Below are 20,082 nucleotides of genomic sequence, written 5' to 3' on the forward strand. Positions count from 1 at the left end.
TATTGCATCGAGATACTCTGTCATCTCTTACGGTAAAGCTTGCTTTCAACTTGTAGTGCGGCGCCATGATGCTGACGCGAGGCGCGACTCATCATCGAGGCAGCGATTTTCATCTAACATCGTTCCGGAGATCGGATGCGCGAAGCGAGGCGACGGCGAAACGGCGGAAGGGTCGGCGCGACGGCGGTCGCGGTGCTGGCCCACGCCGCCCTGCTGCCGGTTCTGTTCGCGGCCAGCGGCGATCCGGGCGCCCTGCCGGCGCCGGTCGAGCCGCCGGCGATCCTGGTGGAGTTGATCCCGCCGCCGAAACCCCCGCCGCCGCCGCCAGCGCCGACCGAGGCGCCGCCGCCGCCCGGCCCGAAGGCGGAGACGCCGACGCCGCCCGCCGGACCGCCTGATCCCGCGCCCGCCCCGCCCAGGCCGCCGGCGCCGCGCCCGCCCCTGCGCGTGCGCCCGGCCCCGCCGACGCCGCGGATGGCGTCCGTCCCCCTGCCCGCCGCAGCGCCTGAAGCGCCGCCCGCCCTTCCGATGCCGACCGTGGGCGAGGCCCAGCTGGCCGGAGCGCTGCGGGCCGGCGCGGGATCCGGCGGCGGAGCCGGAGGCGCGGGCGGTGCGGGCGGCGGAGGCGGCGGTTCCGGGGACGGCGGCGGCTGCGACATGGTGCGCGAGCTCCAGAACGCCCTGCGCGGCGACGCCGATGTGCGCGCGGCCATCGCCAGCGCCCATAGCGCCGCCGGTCCGGGCCGGGCCCTGCTGGTCTGGGACGGCGACTGGCGCCAGACCCCGGGGCAGTCGGGCAAGGGACTGGCGGGCGTGCGTCAGGCCATCGCCCTGGAGGTCGCCTTCGCCCCCCAGGCCTGCCGCCGCGAGACCATGCGCGGCCTGGTCCTGATCACCATGAGCGACGCCCCCGGCGCGGCGCGGGTGGTGCTGGGGACCGGAAGCTGGCGGTGGAACGATCTGCTGAGGCAACGGTGAAGCTGCCGTAAAGCGGTCTTGAGGCAGCCGCGGTCTGGTCGCCTACCCCGGCTAGACGCCCGCCCGGGCCTGAGGGGGTTCGTGTAGATGAACGGCGGACAACAAGACCCTCAGCCTCTGTTGGGCGCGAGAGTTGCACACCGCGACGATCGAGACCTCTCGATAAGGTTGTGGGGCTGGTTGTGAAGATCGCTATACTTGCAGGCACTCGTCCTGAAGTCGTCAAATTGGCGCCGGTTCGAGCCGCGCTGGGCGCCGTGCCCGGGCTGGAGCCCGTGTGGATCTCCACCGAGCAGCAGGGCTCCCTGAACGCGCAGGCGCTGGAGACTTTCGGAATCACGCCGGAGATCCGGCTGGACCCGCCCTCGCCGGAGCGCACCCTGGGCGGACGCTTCGCCCAGATCATGGACCGGCTGGATGACGTTCTGGGCCGCCTGGCCCCACAGCTGGTGCTGGTGCAGGGCGACACCTCGACCACGGCGGCCGGGGCCATGGCGGGCTTCGCCCGGCGGATTCCGATCGGCCACGTCGAGGCCGGCCTGCGCACCTTCGACCTGGAGCAACCCTTCCCCGAGGAGGGCTGGCGGTGCGTCGTCGGTCAGCTGGCCGACCTGCATTTCGCCCCGACCGAAGCCGCGGTCCGGAACCTGCTGCGCGGGGGCGTGTCCCAGCACCGAATCCACATGACCGGCAACACCGGAATCGACGCCGTTCGGCTGTCGGGCGCCCGCGTGACGCCCGTCCCGCTGACCGATGGCCTGCGCCTGGTGCTGGTCACCGTGCACCGGCGCGAGAACTGGGGTCCCGAATTGGAACAGGTTCTGGCCGCGCTGCTCCGGATTCGCGACCAGGTGTCCGATATCGAGATCGTTTTCGCGGCCCACGCCAACCCGGCGCTGCGCGGTCGTGTCGACGCGGCCCTGGTGAACCAGGACCGCATCCGCATCGTCGAGCCGCTGGACTACCTCGGCTTCCTCGCGCACCTGAAGAGCGCCACCCTGGTCCTTTCGGACTCCGGCGGGGTGCAGGAGGAAGGCCCGGTTCTTGGCGTGCCGGTTCTGGTGCTGCGCGACGCCACCGAACGGGCCGAGGCGGTGGAGGCGGGCGTGGCCAAGCTGGTCGGCGCGCGGACGGACGACGTGGTCGAGGCCGCCACCGCCCTGCTGACCAACGAACCCCAGCGGATGCAGATGGTCCGCGCGATCAGCCCGTTCGGCGACGGCTTCGCGGCCGGGCGTATCGCCGACGTCGTCTCGCGCTGGAGCCCGGCCAAGGCGCCGGGCGGCGAACAGATCCGGGCGGCGGTCTGACATGTCTCCCGTCCTGGCCATCACCCTCGGGTACTGGCTGAACCTCCTGACGGCGTTCCTGCCGACGGGCGCGGACCTGTACGCCTTCGTCCTGGGCTACTGGGAGGTGTTGCGCTGGGCGGTGATCATCTCGGCGGTGCTGATCCTGATCAGCTCGCTGGACGATCTGCTGATCGATCTCGCCTACTGGTGGGGACTGCTGGTGCGGTTCTGCACCTTCTGGGAGCGGCCGGCGCCGCAAGCCCTGCTGGAACGCGAGCCCGAGAAGCTGATCGCCATCATGGTGCCCGCCTGGCAGGAGTCGGACGTCATCGCCAGCATGGTGGCCAACACCAACAACACCTTCGACTACAGCCGCTACCACATCTTCGTGGGGGTCTACGCCAACGACCCGGAGACCCGGCGCGAGGTCGAGAAGGTGCGTCAGCGCTTCCCCAACGTGCATCGGGCCGAGGTGCCGCACGACGGCCCGACTTCCAAGGCCGACTGCCTGAACTGGATCGTGCAGAACATCCTTCTGTACGAGGAGAAGAGCGGCCAGAAGTTCGGCGCCTTCCTGATGCACGACGCCGAGGACGTGGTGCACCCGTTCGGCCTGAAGACGGTCAACTGGTTCGTCGACGAGGCGGCCATGATCCAGATGCCGGTCCTGTCCATGGACCGCAAATGGACCAACCTCGTCGCCTGCCACTACATGGACGAGTTCGCCGAGTTCCACACGAAGGACCTGCCCGTCCGCTCGGCCCTGGCCCGCATGACTCCGTCGGCGGGCGTGGCCACCGCCTTCCATCGCCAGGCCATGATGGCGCTGGTCGAGGAAAAGGACGGCCAGCCGTTCAACACCGACAGCCTGACCGAGGACTATGACGTCGCCCACCGGCTGAGCGCGCTGGGGTATCCGTCGATGTTCGTGCGCTACCACGCCCGGGTGCCGCGTCAGAGGAAGGCCTGGTTCCGCAAGGGGATGGTGGACATCCAGCGCCGCGAGTTGGTGTCGACCAAGGAGTTCTTCCCGCACAAATTCTTCTACAGCGTCCGGCAGAAGGCGCGGTGGACCCTGGGCATCTCCATCATGGGCTGGGCCCAGCTGGGATGGTTCGGCGGACTGGTGAACCGCTACTACCTGTTCCGCGACCGCAAGGCCCTGTTCACCGCCCCGGTGGGCATGTTCGGCTATGTGATCGTGGTGCAGCTGCTCGGCCTGCTGCTGGTCGAGATGATCTGGCCGGAGGCCGTGAACCTGCCGCCGGTGATCGACCGGCACTGGGTCTGGGTGATCGTGACGATCAACTTCCTGTTCCTGGTCAATCGCATCCTGCACCGCGCCTGGTTCACCGGGATCAATCACGGCCTGAAGCATGTGCCGCTGACGCCGGTGCGGATCGTGACCTCCAACCTGATCTCGTTCGGCGCCTTCTGGCGGGCCTCGCGCCAGTGGATCAGCCATCTGATGACCGGCCGACCGATCGCCTGGGACAAGACCCAGCACGCCTATCCGTCACTGTCGGAACTGCAGCAGGGTTCGGGTCGGCTGGGCGACACCCTGCGCTTCTGGAACCACGTGAGCGAGGCGGACCTGACCGCCGCACTCGAGGCCCAGAAGGCCGACTACCGCCCGCTCGGCCTGCTGCTGCTCGATCTCGGCACGGTCGAGGACGACCATCTGGCCGAGGCCTTCGCCGAGCGCGGCGAGACCTACGCCTCGATCTTCGATCCCTTCCAGATCGACCCCGCGGTGCTGAACCTGCTGACGCCGGAAGAGGCCGCGCGGTACGGGGCCGTGCCGCTGCGCCGCACCGGGACCAATCTGGACGTGGCCCTGGCCGAGCCCCTGCCCTCCGACCAGCGCACGGCGCTGGAAAAGCGTTTCGGCCAGCAGGGCGTGCGCGGCGTGCGCTTCCTGTTCGCGCCGCTCAGCGACATCGCCTTCGCGATCCGCTTCGCCTGGGGCGAGGATCCCTTCCCCGGCGTGCGCGAGCAGCTGACGCGGATGCGGGCGGCCGGCCGCCTAGACGCCTCGCGTGAGGCCATGCTGTGGCGTTCGGTGCGGGCCGGCTATGCGCGGCTGGGCGACATCCTGATCCGTCAGGGCCGCATCACCCACGCCGACCTGCAGACCGCGCTGGCGGCGTCGCGCGCCGACGGCCGCTCGCTGGGCGAGACCCTGACCCGGCTGAACATGGTCTCGGCCGCCGATATCGAAACCGCCCTGAAGGACCAGCGCAGCGCGCGCTGGCTGAACGAACATCTGGCTGAGGCGCTGAGAAGCGCGCCGCCCGAATCCCTGCCCGACCCCCGTCACGAACCCGTCTGACCCCCCGAGGCCCCGCCGTGAACCGCTCCCTGCTCCTCGCCTCCGTCGCCCTCGCCGCCACCGGCGCCGTGGTCCTGACGCCGGCCGACGCCCGCGCCCAGACCGTGGCCGCCCAGGCGGACGGCTACGCCGACGCGACCGCCGCCTACCAAGCCATGGGCGCCGGACGCCCCGCCGACGCCGTGGCCCCCGCGGCCCGCGCCGTCGCCGCCGCGCCGGACAATCTGGACTGGCGGCTGCTGCTGGCCGACGCCCTGACCGGATCGGGAGACCATGCGGGCGCGCTCGCCGCCCTGCAGCCCGTCGCTGGCAGCTGGGATCACCGCGTCCAGACCCGCCGCGCCGAGGCCGCGCGCCAGACCGGCGATCTGGAACAGGCGGTGGAGGCCTACGCCCTCGCCGCGCCGCTGGCTCCGACGGCGGAGAGCCGCGCCTATCTGACCCGCGCGCGGGCGCAGGCCCTGGTCCAGCTCGGCCGCACCGGCGAGGCCCGCACGGTCCTGCGCGAAGCCGCCGCCACCGGCATGCTGCCGGGCGACGCGCCGCTGGACTTCGCCTACGCCGCCGTCGGCGCGCGCGACGACCGGCTGGCCGTTCAGGGCTTCGCCGCCGCCGACCGCGCCGAACCGCTGAAGGGCGCCCAGGCGCTGGACGCCGCCTATGCCGCCCGCCGCGCCGGCCAGGACGCCGAAGCGATCACGTGGCTGGAGCAGGGCGCGCGCACCCTGCCCGCCGCAGAGATGACGCCGCAGCGCCGCCATGAAATCGGTCGCGAACTGCAGACGCTGGAACATCGCGTCGGCGGGACGGTGACGGTTGCGACCGGCCCGGCGGCCAGTGCGACGACGCTGGTCAACGCCGGCGGCGACCAGGTCACCCAGGTCGGCGGCGAGGTCTGGGCCCGGGTCGGCGGCGACAACAACGGCCGCCCGGTGCAGGTCTTCGCCCGCGCCTACCAGAACGTGGACGCCGACACCGGCCCGACCGGCGGCGACAGCACGCAAGGCTGGGTCGGCGTGCGTTGGAAGCCCTTCACCGAGACCAATCTCTCGCTGGAAGCCAGCCGCCTGATCGCCATCGGCGACGCGGCGCGCGACGACACCATGCTGCGCGCCGCCTGGTCGGCGGACGTGGGCGGCGACCTGCGCTACGACCGCGACGCCTGGCCCTCGGCCCACGTCTATGTGGACGCCGCGCGCCTGCTGGAGGACGAGCAGACCTACGCCGTCGCCGACGCCAATATCGGCTGGACCTGGGTCGCCTCCGAAAGCCGCCGCGACACCCTCACCGCCGGCGTCGGCGTGCGGGCCGACTACGACAGCCTGCGCGCGCAAGAATGGGCGGTGGCCGCCGGCCCCCGCGTCGCCTGGCGCCACTGGATTGGCGGCGACGACCTGCGCGCGCCGGGGCGGTATCTGGACCTGTCGCTGGGATATTATGCGCCACTGGACGACGGGCCACGGGATGCGGGGGTGGTGGCGGCGGTGACGGTGGGGTTCTGAGGTGGGAGCTCCCTCGGTCACTCCAGATCACCCTGCGACATTTCGATGCGCAGTCCTGTCCTGGGAAGGGTTGTGCAGGCCGCGCTCACGAAAGTCCTCGTGAGCCTCGAAGCCTAAAACCAGACGGAGCTCCGCCAGCTATTAGGCGATGAACACCTGACTACGGTGGTAGCCGAGATAGACATTATGAGCCGTCTGAAATCCCTCCGCACTCCAAGTCGCCGGCTCATCGTTTAGACCCGACCGCTGACGCATCAGTTGTTCGAAGCCTAGCCGCCTCAGGTCGTCCGTAGGCACGCGGGAGGATACCAGCACGTCCCCATCGTCGCCAAAACTGATGAAGCCTCGATCGAACAGGTGATCCGCATCGGGCGTCAACAACAGGCCATTCGCACCATCCAACCGCTCTGCCGCAGTCTCGCACACTCTCCAAGGCTTAATATGGCTCGCGATCAACAAGGCAGGATTGGTGATCCCTGTCAGCCGACAGGCACGCTCTCGCGCCTCCACGTTCTTACGGAAAACACCCTGACCTCGGCGGGCCTGGATCAGGGACTTCTTGATCGTACTGTCTAACCCTGCATCGAGCTCAACCCCCTTCTGGATCGCATCATCCAGTATCTCGGTCACGACATCGAAGGTCAGGCTGTTTCCGCCACCTCGCGCCAGCGCCTCCGCGCTAAAGGCGGCTCCGACCAGGATCATGTCGAAAGCTTCCGCAGAAATGCTCGCCAGATAAGCCTTCTGGTTGCCGTGGCCCGTTAAGGCGCTGATAGGCGAGTATTTCTGCGGCAGCAGGGGACCGAGCGTCTCGATCATCGTCTTGGGACGCACCGGTGGTGATAGCGGCGTCCAGTACACCGGGAGCAACCAGCCCTCATGGTCCCAATACGACCCGACGTTACCAAACTCCGCCGGCTTCGGAGCCGTAAAGGCGAACTCCGCGACTCGCCCTATCCAACCGATCTGGCCATTTGCATAGGAAAGGACAACATCGCCGGGCGAAGCCTGGCGCATGTTATCATAAAACTGGCTCCGCGCGCCTCTTCGCTCAGCTTTAGGCGACCAAAGGTACTGACCCTCGATCTCCTGGCGAAGCGTTTGCTTATGATTGACCCACCAGTAGTTCGGCATCACGCAACGTCAGCTGCCATTTGTCTGGATTTGATCGAGCGCCAACTGGCCCGGACCATACCTTTCGGCAAACCATACCAATTGCGCTCTCCCGACAAACTCTTCGACCTATGGACGATCTCGAAGCGCGCGGGTCAATCCTCATCCATCTTCAGCGCCGCGATGAACGCTTCCTGCGGGATCTCCACCTTCCCGAACTGCCTCATCCGCTTCTTGCCGGCCTTCTGCTTCTCGAGGAGCTTCTTCTTCCGCGTCGCGTCGCCGCCGTAGCACTTGGAGGTCACGTCCTTGCGCAGCGCCCGCACCGTCTCGCGGGCGATGATCTTGCCGCCGATGGCCGCCTGGATCGGGATGACGAACATGTGCGGCGGGATCAGCTCCTTCATCTTCTCGACCATGCCGCGCCCGCGCGTCTCGGCGCGGCCGCGGTGGACCAGCATAGACAGGGCGTCGACCGGCTCCGAGTTGACCAGGATGCTCATCTTGACCAGGTCGCCGGTCTTGTAGCCGGTGATCTCGTAGTCGAACGAGGCGTAGCCCTTCGAGATCGACTTCAGCCGGTCGTAGAAGTCGAACACCACCTCGTTCAGCGGCAGCTCATAGACCACCAGGGCGCGGGAGCCGACGTAGGACAGCTCCAGCTGGGTGCCGCGGCGGTCCTGGCACAGCTTGATCACGCTGCCCAGGTAGTCGTCCGGGGTCAGGATGGTCGCCTTGATCCACGGCTCGCTGATTTCCATGATCTGCATCACGTCCGGCAGGTCGGCCGGGTTGTGCAGGTCGATGGTCGTGCCGTCGCGCTGGGCGATCTTGTAGACGACCGACGGCGCCGTCGCGATCAGGTCGAGGTTGAACTCGCGGCTCAGGCGCTCCTGGATGATCTCCAGGTGCAGCAGGCCCAGGAAGCCGCAGCGGAAGCCGAAGCCGAGCGCCGCCGAGCTCTCCATCTCATAGGTGAAGCTGGCGTCGTTCAGGCGCAGACGGGCGATGGCCGCGCGCAGGTCCTCGAAATCGGCGGCGTCGACCGGGAACAGGCCGCAGAAGACCACGGACTGGACCTCCTTGAACCCCTTCAGCGGTTCGGCGGTCGGCTTCTTCTCATCGGTGATGGTGTCGCCGACGGCGGCGTGAGCCACTTCCTTGATCTGGGCGGTGATGAAGCCGACCTCGCCCGCCGACAGCTGGTCGACCGGGGTGTTCTTGGGCAGGAAGACGCCGACGCGGTCGACCAGGTGGGTCGAGCCGTTCTGCATGAATTTCACGCGCTGGCCGGTCTTCAGCACCCCGTCGAAGACGCGGACCAACAGCACGACGCCCAGGTAGGGGTCGTACCAGGCGTCGACCAGCATGGCCTTCAGCGGCGCGTCCGGATCGCCCTTGGGCGGCGGCAGCTTGGTGACGATGGCTTCGAGGACGTCTTCAATGCCGAGGCCCGACTTGGCGCTGGCCAGCACGGCCTCGGAGGCGTCGATGCCGATGACGTCCTCGATCTGGGCGCGCACGCGCTCCGGCTCGGCGGCGGGCAGGTCCACCTTGTTCAGGACCGGCACGATCTCGTGGTTGTTGTCGATCGCCTGATAGACGTTGGCCAGGGTCTGGGCCTCGACCCCCTGCGAGGCGTCGACGACCAGCAGCGAGCCCTCGCAGGCGGCCAGCGAGCGCGAGACCTCATAGGCGAAGTCGACGTGGCCGGGCGTGTCCATCAGGTTCAGGACGTATTCGAGACCGTCCTTGGCCTTGTAATTCAGGCGCACCGTCTGCGCCTTGATGGTGATCCCCCGCTCCTTCTCGATGTCCATGTTGTCCAGAACCTGGGCGGACATTTCGCGCGCGGTCAGGCCGCCCGTGAACTGGATGAGCCGGTCGGAGAGCGTGGACTTGCCGTGGTCGATGTGCGCGACGACGGAGAAGTTGCGGATGCGGTCGATGGGAGGGGTCGTCATGGTCCGGCGCGCCTAGCACGACGCACGGGAAAGCGCCAACGCAACGGGATATCCCTCCGGCTCCGCCACTGATTTCGTTACTGATTACTTCCGCGTAAGGCGCCGCTTTGTCGTTTCCGAATGCCGGCGAAATCTGTATTCAACGACTGATGACAACCGGACGCCCACAGGGGCGTTCCTTCCGTCCGGGCCCGCGGCTCCCCACCGCGCCGGCCCACAGGGGATCAGATGCCGATGAGACTCCGCAACACCTGGACCGTCACTGCTGCCGCCTTGATGGCTGTGAGCGTGGCCGTGGCCGCCTGCGGCGGCGGCGACGAGAAGGCCAAGGAGGCCGAGAAGAAGGCCGATGCCGGTCACGCCAGCGGTCAGGCCGTCACGGTGCAGGCCGCGACGCTGCAGAACCTGACGCGCACGATCACGGCCTCCGGTTCCGTCTCCGCCTGGGAAGAGGTCCCGGTGGGCGCCGAGACCGGCGGACTGACGGCGACGGCGGTCTATGTCGACGAGGGGACCTACGTCCGGCAGGGTCAGCCTCTGGTGCAGATGAACGACGCCCTGCTGCGCGCCCAGCTGCGCCAGCAGCAGGCGGGAGTGCAGACGGCCGAGGCCAATGCGGCGCGCGACGACGCGGCGCTGGGCCGGGCCCAGGAACTGAAGACCCGCGGCTTCCTGAGCCAGGCGGGGCTGGACACGGCCCTGGCGAACCAGCGTGCCTCGCAGGCCAATCTGGCCTCGGCCCGCGCCGCCCTGTCGGAAACCCAGACCCGCCTGTCGCAGGCCACGATCAAGGCGCCGGTGTCGGGCCTGGTGATCAGCCGCAGCGTCACGCGCGGCCAGATCATCTCGGCCGGAACCGAACTGTTCCGCATCGTCCGCGACGGCCGGCTTGAGCTGGACGCCCAGGTGCCCGAGACCGACCTGGCGCTGGTGCGCGCCGGCCAGACGGCGACCGTGTCGTCCGATCAGGTGGGCGACGCTTCGGGCCGCGTGCGTATCGTGACCCCCGAGGTCAACCCGGAGACCCGCCTGGGCGTAGCCCGTATCGCCCTGTCGGGCAGCGGCTTCCGGCCCGGCATGTTCGCCCGCGCCCGCATCGATGTGGGCGACCAGCCCGCCGTGACCGTGCCGACGGCCTCCGTGCTGTACCGTCAGAACAAGCCGGGCGCCTTCGTGCTGCGCACGGACGGGACGGTCCGTTTCCAGGTCGTGACGGTAGTCTCGCGCAACGGGGACCGCACGGCGGTGACGGGTCTGAACGCCGGGGCCCAGGTGGTGGTCGACGGCGCCGGCTTCCTGGCCGAAGGCGACCGCGTGACGGTTTCCGCCCCGACGCCGGCGGCGGCGCCCCGCGCTCCCGCGGCCCGGCAGTAGGGCCCCCAGATGAACCAGATTTCCTCCTGGTCGATCCGGAACCCCATTCCGATCATCCTGATGTTCACGCTGCTGACCCTGGCCGGGATCATCAGCTTCATGGGCATGCGGATTAACAACAATCCGGACATCGACTTCCCGCTGGTCAACGTCACGGCCGTCCGCCCGGGCGCCGCGCCCAGCGAAATGGAAGTCCAGGTGACGCGCCTGGTCGAGGACTCCCTGTCCGGCCTGTCCGGCGTGCGGCACATCACCTCCCAGATCACCGACGGGGTCTCCAACACCCAGATCGAGTTCGAGCTGGGCACGGACACCGAGCGCGCGACCAACGACGTCCGCAACGCCATGAGCGGCCTGCGCGCCGACCTGCCGCAGGACATGCAGGAACCCAGCGTCCAGCGCATCGACATCACCGGCGACAGCCTGATCACCTGGGTGGTCCGGTCGCCGACCATGACGCCGGAACAACTGAGCTGGTTCGTCGACAACGACATCAGCCGGGACCTGCTGGCCGTGCGCGGCGTGGGCCAGGTCAATCGCTCGGGCGGCGTGGACCGGGAAATCCGGGTCGCCCTCGACCCCGACCGCCTCGCCTCCTTCGGCGTGACCGCGGCGACGGTCAGCCAGGCGCTGACCTCGGTGAACAGCGACCTGCCCGGCGGGCGTGTGACCATCGCCGGTTCGGAGCGGTCGATCCGCACCCTGGGCTCGGCCGGATCGGTCGAACAGCTGCGCGAGACCCTGATCCCGATCGGCGGCGGCCGCACGGTCCGGCTGGGCGACCTGGGCACGGTCGAGGACCACTGGAACGAGCCCCGGACCCTGGCCCGCTACAACGGCCAGGAGGCGGTGACCTTCAACTTCCTGCGCTCGCGCACGGCCAGCGAGGTCGCGGTCGCCGAGAAGGCGCGCGAGGTCGTCGCGGAGATCGACGCGGCTCACCCCGAACTGAGCATCGAACAGGTCAACGCCAACGTCGAGTTCACCGAGGAGAGCTATCTGGCCTCGGTCGAAGCCCTGATCCTGGGCGCCGTGCTGGCGGTCGTGGTGGTGTTCATCTTCCTGCGCGACTGGCGGGCGACGATCATCACGGCGGTGGCCATGCCCCTGTCGCTGATCCCGACGTTCGCGGTCATCGGGCCGCTGGACCAGTCGCTGAACGGGGTCACCCTGCTGGCCCTGTCGCTGACGGTCGGCATCCTGGTCGATGACGCGATCGTGGAGATCGAGAACATCGTCCGGCATATGCGGGACGGAAAGACGCCCTATCACGCCTCGATGGAGGCGGCGGACGAGATCGGCCTGGCCGTCGTGGCGACCACGGCCACCATCATCGCCGTGTTCGCGCCCGTGGGCTTCATGCCTGGCATCGTGGGCCAGTTCTTCAAGGCCTTCGCCCTGGCGGCCTGCGTCTCCGTGGCCTTCTCGCTGGTGGTCGCCCGGACGCTGACGCCGCTGATGGCGGCCTATCTGCTGAAGCACCACAAGCACGAGGACAGGGATCCGCCGTGGATGGGCGGCTATCTGAAGGCGCTGAAGTGGAGCGTGACCAACCGCTGGAAAGTCTTCGGCCTCGGCACCGGCTTCCTGTTGGCCTCAGTCGGCATCATCGCCAGCGGCGCCGTCCCGTTCGAGTTCATGTCGGCGGGCGATCAGTCCCGCGCGGCCTTCTCGGTCGAACTGCCGCCGGGCGCGACCCTGCGCCAGACGGATGACGTGGTTCAACGCCTGACGCGTGATCTGGAAGCCCGGCCGGAGGTGACCTCCGTCTACGCCCAGGTCGGTGGTCAGAGCGTCGTCCAGGCCAACATCTATGCGGACATGGTCCCCAAGGGCGATCGCAAGATCACCCAACAGGAATTCCAGCGGGTGATGGTCGACGGCTGGAACGACGTGCCGGGGGTCCGCATCGGCGCCGGCGCAGCCCAGGAAGGCGGCGGGCCCAGCGACGGGACTAGCTATACCTTCGCCATCCTGAGCAACGACGGCGACAAGCTGGAAGCCGCGGCGCGCAAGATCGAAGCCGAGATGCGCTCCGTCGACGGCCTGGCCAACGTCGTGAACACGGCGTCGATCGCCCGCCCCGAAATCCTGGTGACGCCCCGCGCCGACGAGGCGGCCCTGATGGGGGTGTCGACCGGCGACATCTCGCAGACCATTCGCGTCGCCACGATCGGCGACGTCGAGCAGAACCTGCCCAAATACAATCTGGGCGACCGGCAGGTGCCGATCCGGCTGCAACTGACCGAAGGCGCGCGTGAGGACCTCGCGGTGCTGGAGACCCTGCGCGTGCCGACCAGCAACGGAGGGTCGGTCCCGCTGAGTTCGGTGGCCGATATCGCCTTTGGCGCCGGCCCGTCGGAAATCCGCCGGCAGGACCGGGCGCGGATCGCCTCGATCACCGCCGAACTGGACGGCATCCGGTCGGGCGACGCCGCCAAGCGTGTCGCTGAGCTGCCTTCGGTGAAGACCCTGCCGGAAGGCGTCCGCGAGGTTCCGGCCGGCGACGCCGAATTCATCCAGGAGATGGTCACCGGTTTCGCCATCGCCTTCGCCACCGGCCTGTTCCTGATGTACGCCGTGCTGGTGCTGCTGTTCCGCAGCTTCGCCTTCCCGATCACCATCATGGCCTCCCTGCCGCTGGCGGTGGGCGGGGCGCTGGCGGCGCTGATGATCGGACAGTCCAGCTTCTCGATCTCGTCCCTCATCGGCGTGCTGATGCTGATGGGGATCGCGGCGAAGAACTCGATCCTGCTGGTCGACTACATCGTCATGTCCGAGAAGGCCGGGATGACCCGCTTCGAGGCCATCATGGACGCCGCCCACAAGCGGGCGCGGCCCATCCTGATGACCACCTTCGCCATGGGCGCCGGCATGCTGCCGGTAGCCATCGGCTGGGGCGCGGACGTCGAGTTCCGCCAGCCCATGGCCATCGCCGTAGTCGGGGGACTGATCTCGTCCACCTTCCTGTCGCTGCTGTTCATCCCGCCGATCTTCACGATCATCGACGACATCGCCAAATGGATCTCGCGCCACCTCGGCGGCGGGTTCGCCGCGCGCCGTAACGAAGGCCACGCGCCGGCTCCGGTGCGCGAAGAGCCCGCGTCCTGGACCACGGACTAATGCCTGGAGCCGCCCGCCCCGATCAGGGAGCGGGCGGCGTCCGACGTGCGGCGGCGACGAAGGCCGCGGCGTCCGCATGAAGCGGGCCGTCCTGAACCATCCTCCCGTCGCACAACACCCCGATCAGCGCCGCCGAGGGTGACCCCGGGGCCGCATCGCCCCAGTTCGGGCGCTCGCGGGATTCCCGGCTCAGCTCGCCCTCGGTCAGCGACATCGTCACGGCTTCCATGGCCGAGGCCTGCCGCGCGTCGCAGTTCACCAGGAAACGCCCCAGCATGTAGTCGCCGATGGCGGCGTCATCCGGGTCCCGCCAGGCGATGATGATCCGGACCTCGAGACCGTCGGGGCCGGAGACTGCCGGCCGCGCCTCCCGTCCCACCACCCCCGGCCCGAAGGTCATCAGCGGCGTCCAAGGGCCGGACTGATCCTGGGCGGCGGCCGGATGGGCGGCGAGCAGCGCCAGGGCGGCGGCGGCGAACAGCGGACGGCGGACCATGGCGATCTCCTTCACCCAAAACAAAACCGGCCGGGGTCGCCCCCGGCCGGTTCCACGATCCGCCTTTTGGCGAAGCGATCAGTACTTGAAGCGCAGGGTCATGCCGTAGGTGCGCGGCTGGCCCAGGAAGGCGTTGTAGGTCTGGGTGTCCAGAGCCTGGTTGTAGTAGGTGCCCGGGTGGCTGCCGGCGGCCTGGACCGTCGACTGGAAGGCGGTGCCTTGCAGCGGACCGTTGTAGCCGACCTGCAGGTACTCTTCGTCGGTGATGTTCTGGCCCCAGAGCTCCATCGTCCAGCGCTCGTCCTCGGAACCGATCGAGATGCGGCCGTTCACCGTGGTGAAGGCGTCCTGCATCTTGAAGGGCGAGAGGTCCGAACCGGTGTTGTATTCCGACATGTACTTGCCGGCGAGGCTGAAGCCGCCGCGCAGGCCGCTGCCCAGGTTGCGCTCGAAGTTGATCGACAGCGAGGCCGAGTACTCCGGGGCGAACGAGGGACGCGAGCCCGGCAGCAGCGAGGCGGCCGGGAAGTTGTTCGGATCCACCAGGTCGGCGGCGGTGAACACGCCGTACTCCGCGTCGGTGTAGGTCACGCCGCCCTGGAAGCTCAGGCCCTCGATGGGCGAGAACCAGACCATGTCGGCGTCGATGCCGCGCGAGGTCAGCTCCGGGATCGGCTCGACCGTGAAGCCCACGCCGTTGAAGGTGTTCAGCTGGAAGTTCTCGAACTTCTGGTCGAAGTAGGTGACGTTCAGCAGCAGGGTGCGGTCCAGCAGCGTCATCTTCACGCCGGCTTCGTAGCTGTCGACGTACTCGGACGGGAAGTACAGCGTCGACACCGGAGTGATGGTGCCGGTGCGGTGCACGCGGTCCAGGTTGAAGCCGAAGCTCTTATAGCCGCGAGCGTACGAGCCGTAGAACATGACCGAGTCGTTCAGGCGGTAGGACGCCTTGATCGTGCCGGTCAGTTCGCTGTCGTCCGCGTCCTCGGCGATCGTGCGGTTGTTGAACGCGCTGTTGGCGAACGGCAGGCAGAGAGCGCCCAGGATGCCGCCGACGTTGGCCGCACCGGCCGCGCCGGCGATGGCCGCCGCGTTCAGCTGGGCCGCCGTACAGGCGGCGCCGTTGCCGCCGACGTTCAGCTGGCGCGCGTCAAGGGACTTGTCATCCATCGTGTAGCGCAGGCCCAGCGTCAGATCGAACTGGTCGGTGACGTGCCAGGTGTTGTTCGTGAAGAGCGCGAACGAGGTCGATTCCTGGTCGTAGGTGTCGCGATAGCCCTGGCCGACGGTGAAGCCGGGGCCGCCGCCTCCGACCGCGCCGCCGGTGCCCAGGCATTCGCGCAGGCCGAAGGGCGGCGCCGGGTTGGTGGCGACCTGACCGGCACGGGTGAAGCAGGGGACGATGTTGGGGCTGATCGGGACGGCGCCGGCCGTGGCGGCGTTCAGGTTCGCGCTGAGCAGGTAGGAGATGAACGGCGTGTAGTCGGAGCCGAAGTACCAGCTGTCGTTGCGGGTGATCTCTTCCTTGGTGGCGAAGAAGCCGACCAGCCAGTCGAGGCGGTCGGTCTGGCCGGCCAGGCGGAACTCCTGCGTCAGGTTCTTGACGCTGTAGCCGTTGTCGCCGTCCTGGTTGCGGTAGGCGATGTCCGCGCCGGTGTAGTCGATGTCCTGGCCCAGGGTGGTCGCCCATTCACGCCACGAGGTGACCGAGGTCAGGGTCGCGCCGCCGAACAGTGACGGCATGTCGAAGTTGGCTTCGAGCGAGACGCCCTTGTCTTCGATTTCCTGGCCGCTCGAACGGTTGGCGTAGGCCAGGCGCGAGAAGGGCAGCGGAGCGAAGCCGGGCGCGGGCGGACGGGCGCCCGAGCCGTTCGACAGCAGGTCGATGAAGGCCTGGGTCGGACCCGAGCGGATCTGCACGCCGGTGCAGCAGTATTCGTCGCGCGAGGTGTAGTCGGCGATCAGGCGGAACGAGGTGTTGTCGTTCGGCAGCCACAGCAGCTGGCCGCGGACGGCGCCGAAGTCCTGATTCTGGTCGTCGGTCTCCGGACGGGGGCCGTCGCCGATGTCCACGTCATAGAAGCCGTCGCGCACGCGGCGGGCGGCGTACAGGCGGAAGGCCAGGGTGTCGGTGATCGGGCCGGTGACCGAGCCCGAACCGCCCATCGCGCCGTAGTTGCCGACGGTCAGTTCGGCGTTGAAGCCCGGGGTGAAGGACGGGGCTTCGGTGATGATGTTGATGACGCCGGCCGAGGTGTTCTTGCCGAACAGGGTGCCTTGCGGACCCTTCAGGACCTCGATGCGGGCCAGTTCGCCCAGGTCGCCGAAGCCGACCGAGTTGCGCGAGCGATAGACGCCGTCGATCACGACGCCGACCGAGCTTTCCAGGCCGGGGTTGTCGCCGACGGTGCCGACGCCGCGGATACGGGCGGTGGTCGAGGCTTCCGACGACGTCGAGGTGACGGTCATGCCCGGCGTCAGGATCTGCAGGTCCTTGATGTCGCGGACGCCGGCGTTCTGCAGCGTTTCCGCCGGCAGGCTGGTGACCACGATCGGCACGTCCTGAAGGTTCTGCTCACGCTTCTGGGCGGTGACGATGATGTCGTCGATGGTCGTCGGGCCGTCCTGGCCCGCGCTCTGGGCCGACGCGGTCCCGGCGATGCCGAAGGCGCAGGCGCCCACGACAGCGGCCGAGACGGTGGTGCGAAGAAGGTTGGTAAGGCGCATGCAATGGCTCCCCGACATAGGCCCGACCCCGTGTTGTGACGGTGGTCGTGGCGTTTCCTGATCCCTTGGTCCGCGCCCTTATCGTGGAGCGCGAAACTCCAGTATCCGGGGTAACTCAGGCAGGACTCAGCGACAAGGAGCGCTGGTCGCCCAGATCGAATTTCGCCGGTGCGTGAAGGCTAACTGTGACGCAAAAGCGACAGAAAGCGATGACGTTACGTCAATATTCGCTCAACTATTGTGAGTATCCGCGCCTGTTTCGGCCAATTTCTTGCGCCGCGAGGCTGCAATCCCAAGAACCACCGCTCCGGTGATCGCTGATAATATAGACCCGCCGAGCACCCCCAGCTTGACCTCAACCTGCTCTGGCGAGTCGATCGCGCCGGGGAAGGCCAGGATGCCGATGAACAGGCTCATGGTGAAACCGACGCCGCACAGCAGACTGACGCCGTAAAGCTCCAGCCAGGTCGCGCCGGTCGGACGCCGCCCAATACCGACGGCGGACGCCAGCACCGCGGCCCCGAAGACCCCGGCCTGCTTGCCGATGAACAGCCCCAGGGCGATCCCGAGCACCAGCGGAGCGAAGGCCTGCTCCAGCGACAGGCCGGCGAAGCTGACCCCCGCCTTGGCGAAGGCGAACAGCGGCAGGATCAGATAGGCCACATAGAAATGCAGGTCGTGCATGGCCTCCTGCAGCGGGCTCTGGCCGTCAGAGCGGCGATCCTTGACCGGCACGATGGCGGCGAAGGCCACGGCGGTCAGGGAGGTCGACAGGCCCGACTGCACGGTCAGGTACCAGATCAGGCCGAAGCCCAGCACCCAGAAGGGAGCCGGAATCTTCTTCCACTGCGCCACCACAGCCCCGACCAGAAGCAGCCCCGCGACCCACAGCAGGGGGCCGATCGCCACGCCCTTGGAGAACAGGATGGCGATCAGGGCGATGGCGCCCAGGTCGTCGGCGATGGCCAGGGTCAGCAGGAAGACCCGCAGGGAGGACGGCAGGTTGCGCGCCACCATGGCGAAGACGGCCAGGGCGAAGGCGATGTCGGTGGCCAGCGGAATGGGCCAGCCGCCATGCGGCCCGCCCAGCGTCGTCGAGAAGGCCAGATAGACCACGGCGGGGATGACCATGCCGCCCACCGCCGCCAGCACCGGCGTCGCCAGCTTGCGGGGATCGCTGAGCTCGCCGCGCAGGATCTCGTATTTGATCTCCAGCCCCACGACGAGGAAGAAGACCGCCATCAGGCCTTCCTTGATCCACTCCGAGATCGTCAGCTCCAGCATCACCGGCCCGAGCTGGACGACATGCTCGCTCTTCAGCCAGCTGAAGTAGTCGGCCGACCACGGCGAGTTGGCGACGACCAGGGCGGCGATGGCCGCAAGGCCCAGAACCGCGCCGGAGCCGGCCTCGGTCTTGAGGAATTCGAGGGTGAGTTTGCGCGCCATGGGGCCTCCGTTCGAACAAGGTCAGTGGCGCCAGGTTATCGACGGACGCCGGACCGGATTCGCAGGAGGCGCGCCGGCCTGACCCGGCGCCCCGGAGGGGGCGCGGGCCTGATCTCTGCGGCCACCATACGGCCACCGGCCGTCCGTTCAAGGCGAAGACGCACGGCCGGGCGGTTGCTTCGCGGGCGCGCAGACCGCATCTGGCGCGGATGCCCGTCTCTCCCGATTACCGCCCCGAGCCCCGCTTCTTCGATCTGGGAGACGAATACGGCGACGCCGTGCGGGCGGCGGAGTTTCCAAAGACCCTGCTGCGCTTCCGCAACGACCGGGCGGCGGCGACCGTGGGGTTGGAGACGCTCACGGACGCGGAATGGATCGCCCACTTCGGCCGGTTCGAGCCCCTGCCCGGCCAGCCCCAACCGATCGCGATGCGCTATCACGGGCACCAGTTCCGCACCTACAACCCCGACCTCGGCGACGGGCGCGGGTTCCTGGCGGGACAGTTGAGGGAGACCTCACGCGCTCAAGCAGCCAGCGACAGCGCCCTCCCAGGTCGACTTCTCGACCTGGGAACAAAAGGCTCCGGCACGACGCCTTGGTCACGGACGGCGGACGGGCGACTGACGCTGAAGGGCGGCGTGCGCGAGGTGCTGGCGGCCGAGATGCTGGAAGCCCAGGGCGTCCCGACCAGCCGGGCCTTCAGCCTGATCGAGACCGGCGAGGATCTTGAGCGCGGCGACGAACCCTCCCCCACCCGCTCGGCGGTGCTGGTGCGGCTGTCGCACAGCCACATCCGTTTCGGCACCTTCCAGCGCGCGGCCTATTTCGGGCGGCCCGACATGATCGAGGCCCTCGTCGAGCACGCCCGGTCGCTCTACCACCCGCACGTCGCGCAAGGCGATGTCCCGGGCTTCCTCGCCGCCGTGGTCGAGGCGTCGGCCCGGCTGACGGCGCGCTGGATCGCCGCCGGCTTCGTGCACGGGGTGCTGAACACCGACAATCTGAACGTCACGGGCGAGAGCTTCGACTACGGCCCCTGGCGCTTCCTGCCCTTCTACGAGCCCGGCTTCACCGCCGCCTATTTCGACCAGACCGGCCTCTACGCCTTCGCCCGCCAGCCCGAGGCGGTGTTCTGGGCCCTGACCCAGCTGGGCGGGGCGCTGAAGCTGGCGGCCGACGCCGAAGCCCTGACCGAGGCCCTGAACGGGTTCGGCCCGGCCTACATCCGCCACCTGCGCGCCGCCTTCCTGGAACGGCTGGGCGTGAAGAGCCTCGGCGAGGCCGCGGACCAGCGCCTGCTCGATTCTACCCTGGCCCTGCAGCGCGAGGGCGGCGAGGCGATCCGCTGGGAGCCCCTGTTCCACGACTGGTTCGGCGGCTTCGCCTCCTCGGCCCGGGCGCTCGCCGGTCCACGCGCGGCCCTGTACCAGACCAAGGCGTTCGCCGACTTCCGCTTCGCCCTGTTCGAGCATGAGCCGGACCGGCCCGAGCGGCTGGAGCATCCCGTCTTCGCGGCGGCGGAACCGGAGGAGATGCTGATCGACGAGGTCGAGGCCATCTGGGCCGCCATCGACGCCCACGACGACTGGTCGCCCCTGCACGACAAGCTGATCCGGATCGAGGCGACGCGGAGCGCCCGCGCCTGAACCTTACGAAAGTTTCATATCGTTTATCGACAATTTCCTTGATTGATAATCGATACGGTCATATCGACTATCGACATGGCCGCCCGTCG

Annotated in this window: 12 protein-coding genes; 7 read left to right on the forward strand and 5 right to left on the reverse strand. The window is 68.5% G+C overall.

The features are described 5' to 3' along the window. The first annotated feature begins 135 nt into the window (after positions 1 to 135). From AC07NB_RS06425 to AC07NB_RS06440, 4 genes are all read left to right on the forward strand, one after another. Complete coding sequence (locus AC07NB_RS06425) at positions 136 to 978, forward strand: hypothetical protein (protein ID WP_494572565.1); 843 nt, start codon at positions 136 to 138, stop codon at positions 976 to 978. 182 nt (positions 979 to 1,160) lie between these two features. Next, positions 1,161 to 2,288, forward strand: a complete 1,128-nt coding sequence (wecB, locus tag AC07NB_RS06430) for a non-hydrolyzing UDP-N-acetylglucosamine 2-epimerase (RefSeq protein ID WP_494571784.1) — start codon at positions 1,161 to 1,163, stop codon at positions 2,286 to 2,288. A 1-nt stretch (position 2,289) separates the two neighbouring features. After that, positions 2,290 to 4,602 (forward strand): glycosyl transferase family protein, encoded by a 2,313-nt coding sequence (locus tag AC07NB_RS06435; RefSeq protein ID WP_494571785.1) that lies wholly within the window; start codon positions 2,290 to 2,292, stop codon positions 4,600 to 4,602. A gap of 17 nt (positions 4,603 to 4,619) precedes the next feature. Beyond that, positions 4,620 to 6,104, forward strand: coding sequence for an NfrA family protein (locus AC07NB_RS06440; protein ID WP_494571786.1), 1,485 nt, complete (start codon positions 4,620 to 4,622; stop codon positions 6,102 to 6,104). A 141-nt stretch (positions 6,105 to 6,245) separates the two neighbouring features. On the opposite strand, the gene AC07NB_RS06445 is transcribed toward AC07NB_RS06440, so the two are convergent. Together AC07NB_RS06445 and lepA are read right to left on the reverse strand one after the other, a co-directional pair. Next, positions 6,246 to 7,238, reverse strand: coding sequence for an HNH endonuclease (locus AC07NB_RS06445; protein WP_494571787.1), 993 nt, complete (start codon positions 7,236 to 7,238; stop codon positions 6,246 to 6,248). Between the two features lie 134 nt (positions 7,239 to 7,372). Further along, a complete protein-coding gene (gene lepA, locus AC07NB_RS06450; protein ID WP_492313979.1) occupies positions 7,373 to 9,181 on the reverse strand; it encodes a translation elongation factor 4 in 1,809 nt (602 codons plus the stop codon). Between the two features lie 228 nt (positions 9,182 to 9,409). On the opposite strand from lepA, the gene AC07NB_RS06455 reads away from it, so the two are divergent. Together AC07NB_RS06455 and AC07NB_RS06460 are read left to right on the forward strand one after the other, a co-directional pair. Further along, positions 9,410 to 10,555, forward strand: coding sequence for an efflux RND transporter periplasmic adaptor subunit (locus AC07NB_RS06455; RefSeq protein WP_492313980.1), 1,146 nt, complete (start codon positions 9,410 to 9,412; stop codon positions 10,553 to 10,555). 9 nt (positions 10,556 to 10,564) lie between these two features. Beyond that, positions 10,565 to 13,678, forward strand: a complete 3,114-nt coding sequence (locus AC07NB_RS06460; protein WP_494571788.1) for an efflux RND transporter permease subunit — start codon at positions 10,565 to 10,567, stop codon at positions 13,676 to 13,678. Positions 13,679 to 13,700: 22 nt separating this feature from the next. Here the strand turns inward: AC07NB_RS06460 and AC07NB_RS06465 are convergent, their stop codons facing one another. The 3 genes from AC07NB_RS06465 to nhaA all read right to left on the reverse strand — a co-directional run bounded on the left by AC07NB_RS06465 (position 13,701) and on the right by nhaA (position 18,347). Then, positions 13,701 to 14,174, reverse strand: a complete 474-nt coding sequence (locus AC07NB_RS06465; RefSeq protein WP_494571789.1) for a hypothetical protein — start codon at positions 14,172 to 14,174, stop codon at positions 13,701 to 13,703. A gap of 78 nt (positions 14,175 to 14,252) precedes the next feature. Next, on the reverse strand, positions 14,253 to 16,901 hold the full coding sequence (locus AC07NB_RS06470) for a TonB-dependent receptor (RefSeq protein ID WP_291835303.1): 2,649 nt from the start codon (positions 16,899 to 16,901) through the stop codon (positions 14,253 to 14,255). Positions 16,902 to 17,132: 231 nt separating this feature from the next. Continuing rightward, on the reverse strand, positions 17,133 to 18,347 hold the full coding sequence (gene nhaA / locus AC07NB_RS06475; RefSeq protein WP_494571790.1) for a Na+/H+ antiporter NhaA: 1,215 nt from the start codon (positions 18,345 to 18,347) through the stop codon (positions 17,133 to 17,135). 209 nt (positions 18,348 to 18,556) lie between these two features. Between nhaA and AC07NB_RS06480 the strand changes: the two genes are divergently transcribed. Then, entirely contained in the window at positions 18,557 to 19,993 is a 1,437-nt protein-coding gene (locus AC07NB_RS06480) for a protein adenylyltransferase SelO (protein ID WP_494571791.1), read from the forward strand. Positions 19,994 to 20,082: the final 89 nt, after the last annotated feature.

Source organism: Brevundimonas sp. GW821-FHT09G01, assembly GCF_059416065.1.

Coding starts and splice junctions, on each gene's coding strand:
- nhaA (WP_494571790.1), bottom strand. CDS start 18,347: ATGGCGCGCAAACTCACCCTCGAATTCCTCAAGACCGAGGCCGGCTCC.
- AC07NB_RS06455 (WP_492313980.1), top strand. CDS start 9,410: ATGCCGATGAGACTCCGCAACACCTGGACCGTCACTGCTGCCGCCTTG.
- AC07NB_RS06460 (WP_494571788.1), top strand. CDS start 10,565: ATGAACCAGATTTCCTCCTGGTCGATCCGGAACCCCATTCCGATCATC.
- AC07NB_RS06480 (WP_494571791.1), top strand. CDS start 18,557: ATGCCCGTCTCTCCCGATTACCGCCCCGAGCCCCGCTTCTTCGATCTG.
- AC07NB_RS06465 (WP_494571789.1), bottom strand. CDS start 14,174: ATGGTCCGCCGTCCGCTGTTCGCCGCCGCCGCCCTGGCGCTGCTCGCC.
- AC07NB_RS06435 (WP_494571785.1), top strand. CDS start 2,290: ATGTCTCCCGTCCTGGCCATCACCCTCGGGTACTGGCTGAACCTCCTG.
- AC07NB_RS06425 (WP_494572565.1), top strand. CDS start 136: ATGCGCGAAGCGAGGCGACGGCGAAACGGCGGAAGGGTCGGCGCGACG.
- AC07NB_RS06470 (WP_291835303.1), bottom strand. CDS start 16,901: ATGCGCCTTACCAACCTTCTTCGCACCACCGTCTCGGCCGCTGTCGTG.
- AC07NB_RS06445 (WP_494571787.1), bottom strand. CDS start 7,238: ATGCCGAACTACTGGTGGGTCAATCATAAGCAAACGCTTCGCCAGGAG.
- lepA (WP_492313979.1), bottom strand. CDS start 9,181: ATGACGACCCCTCCCATCGACCGCATCCGCAACTTCTCCGTCGTCGCG.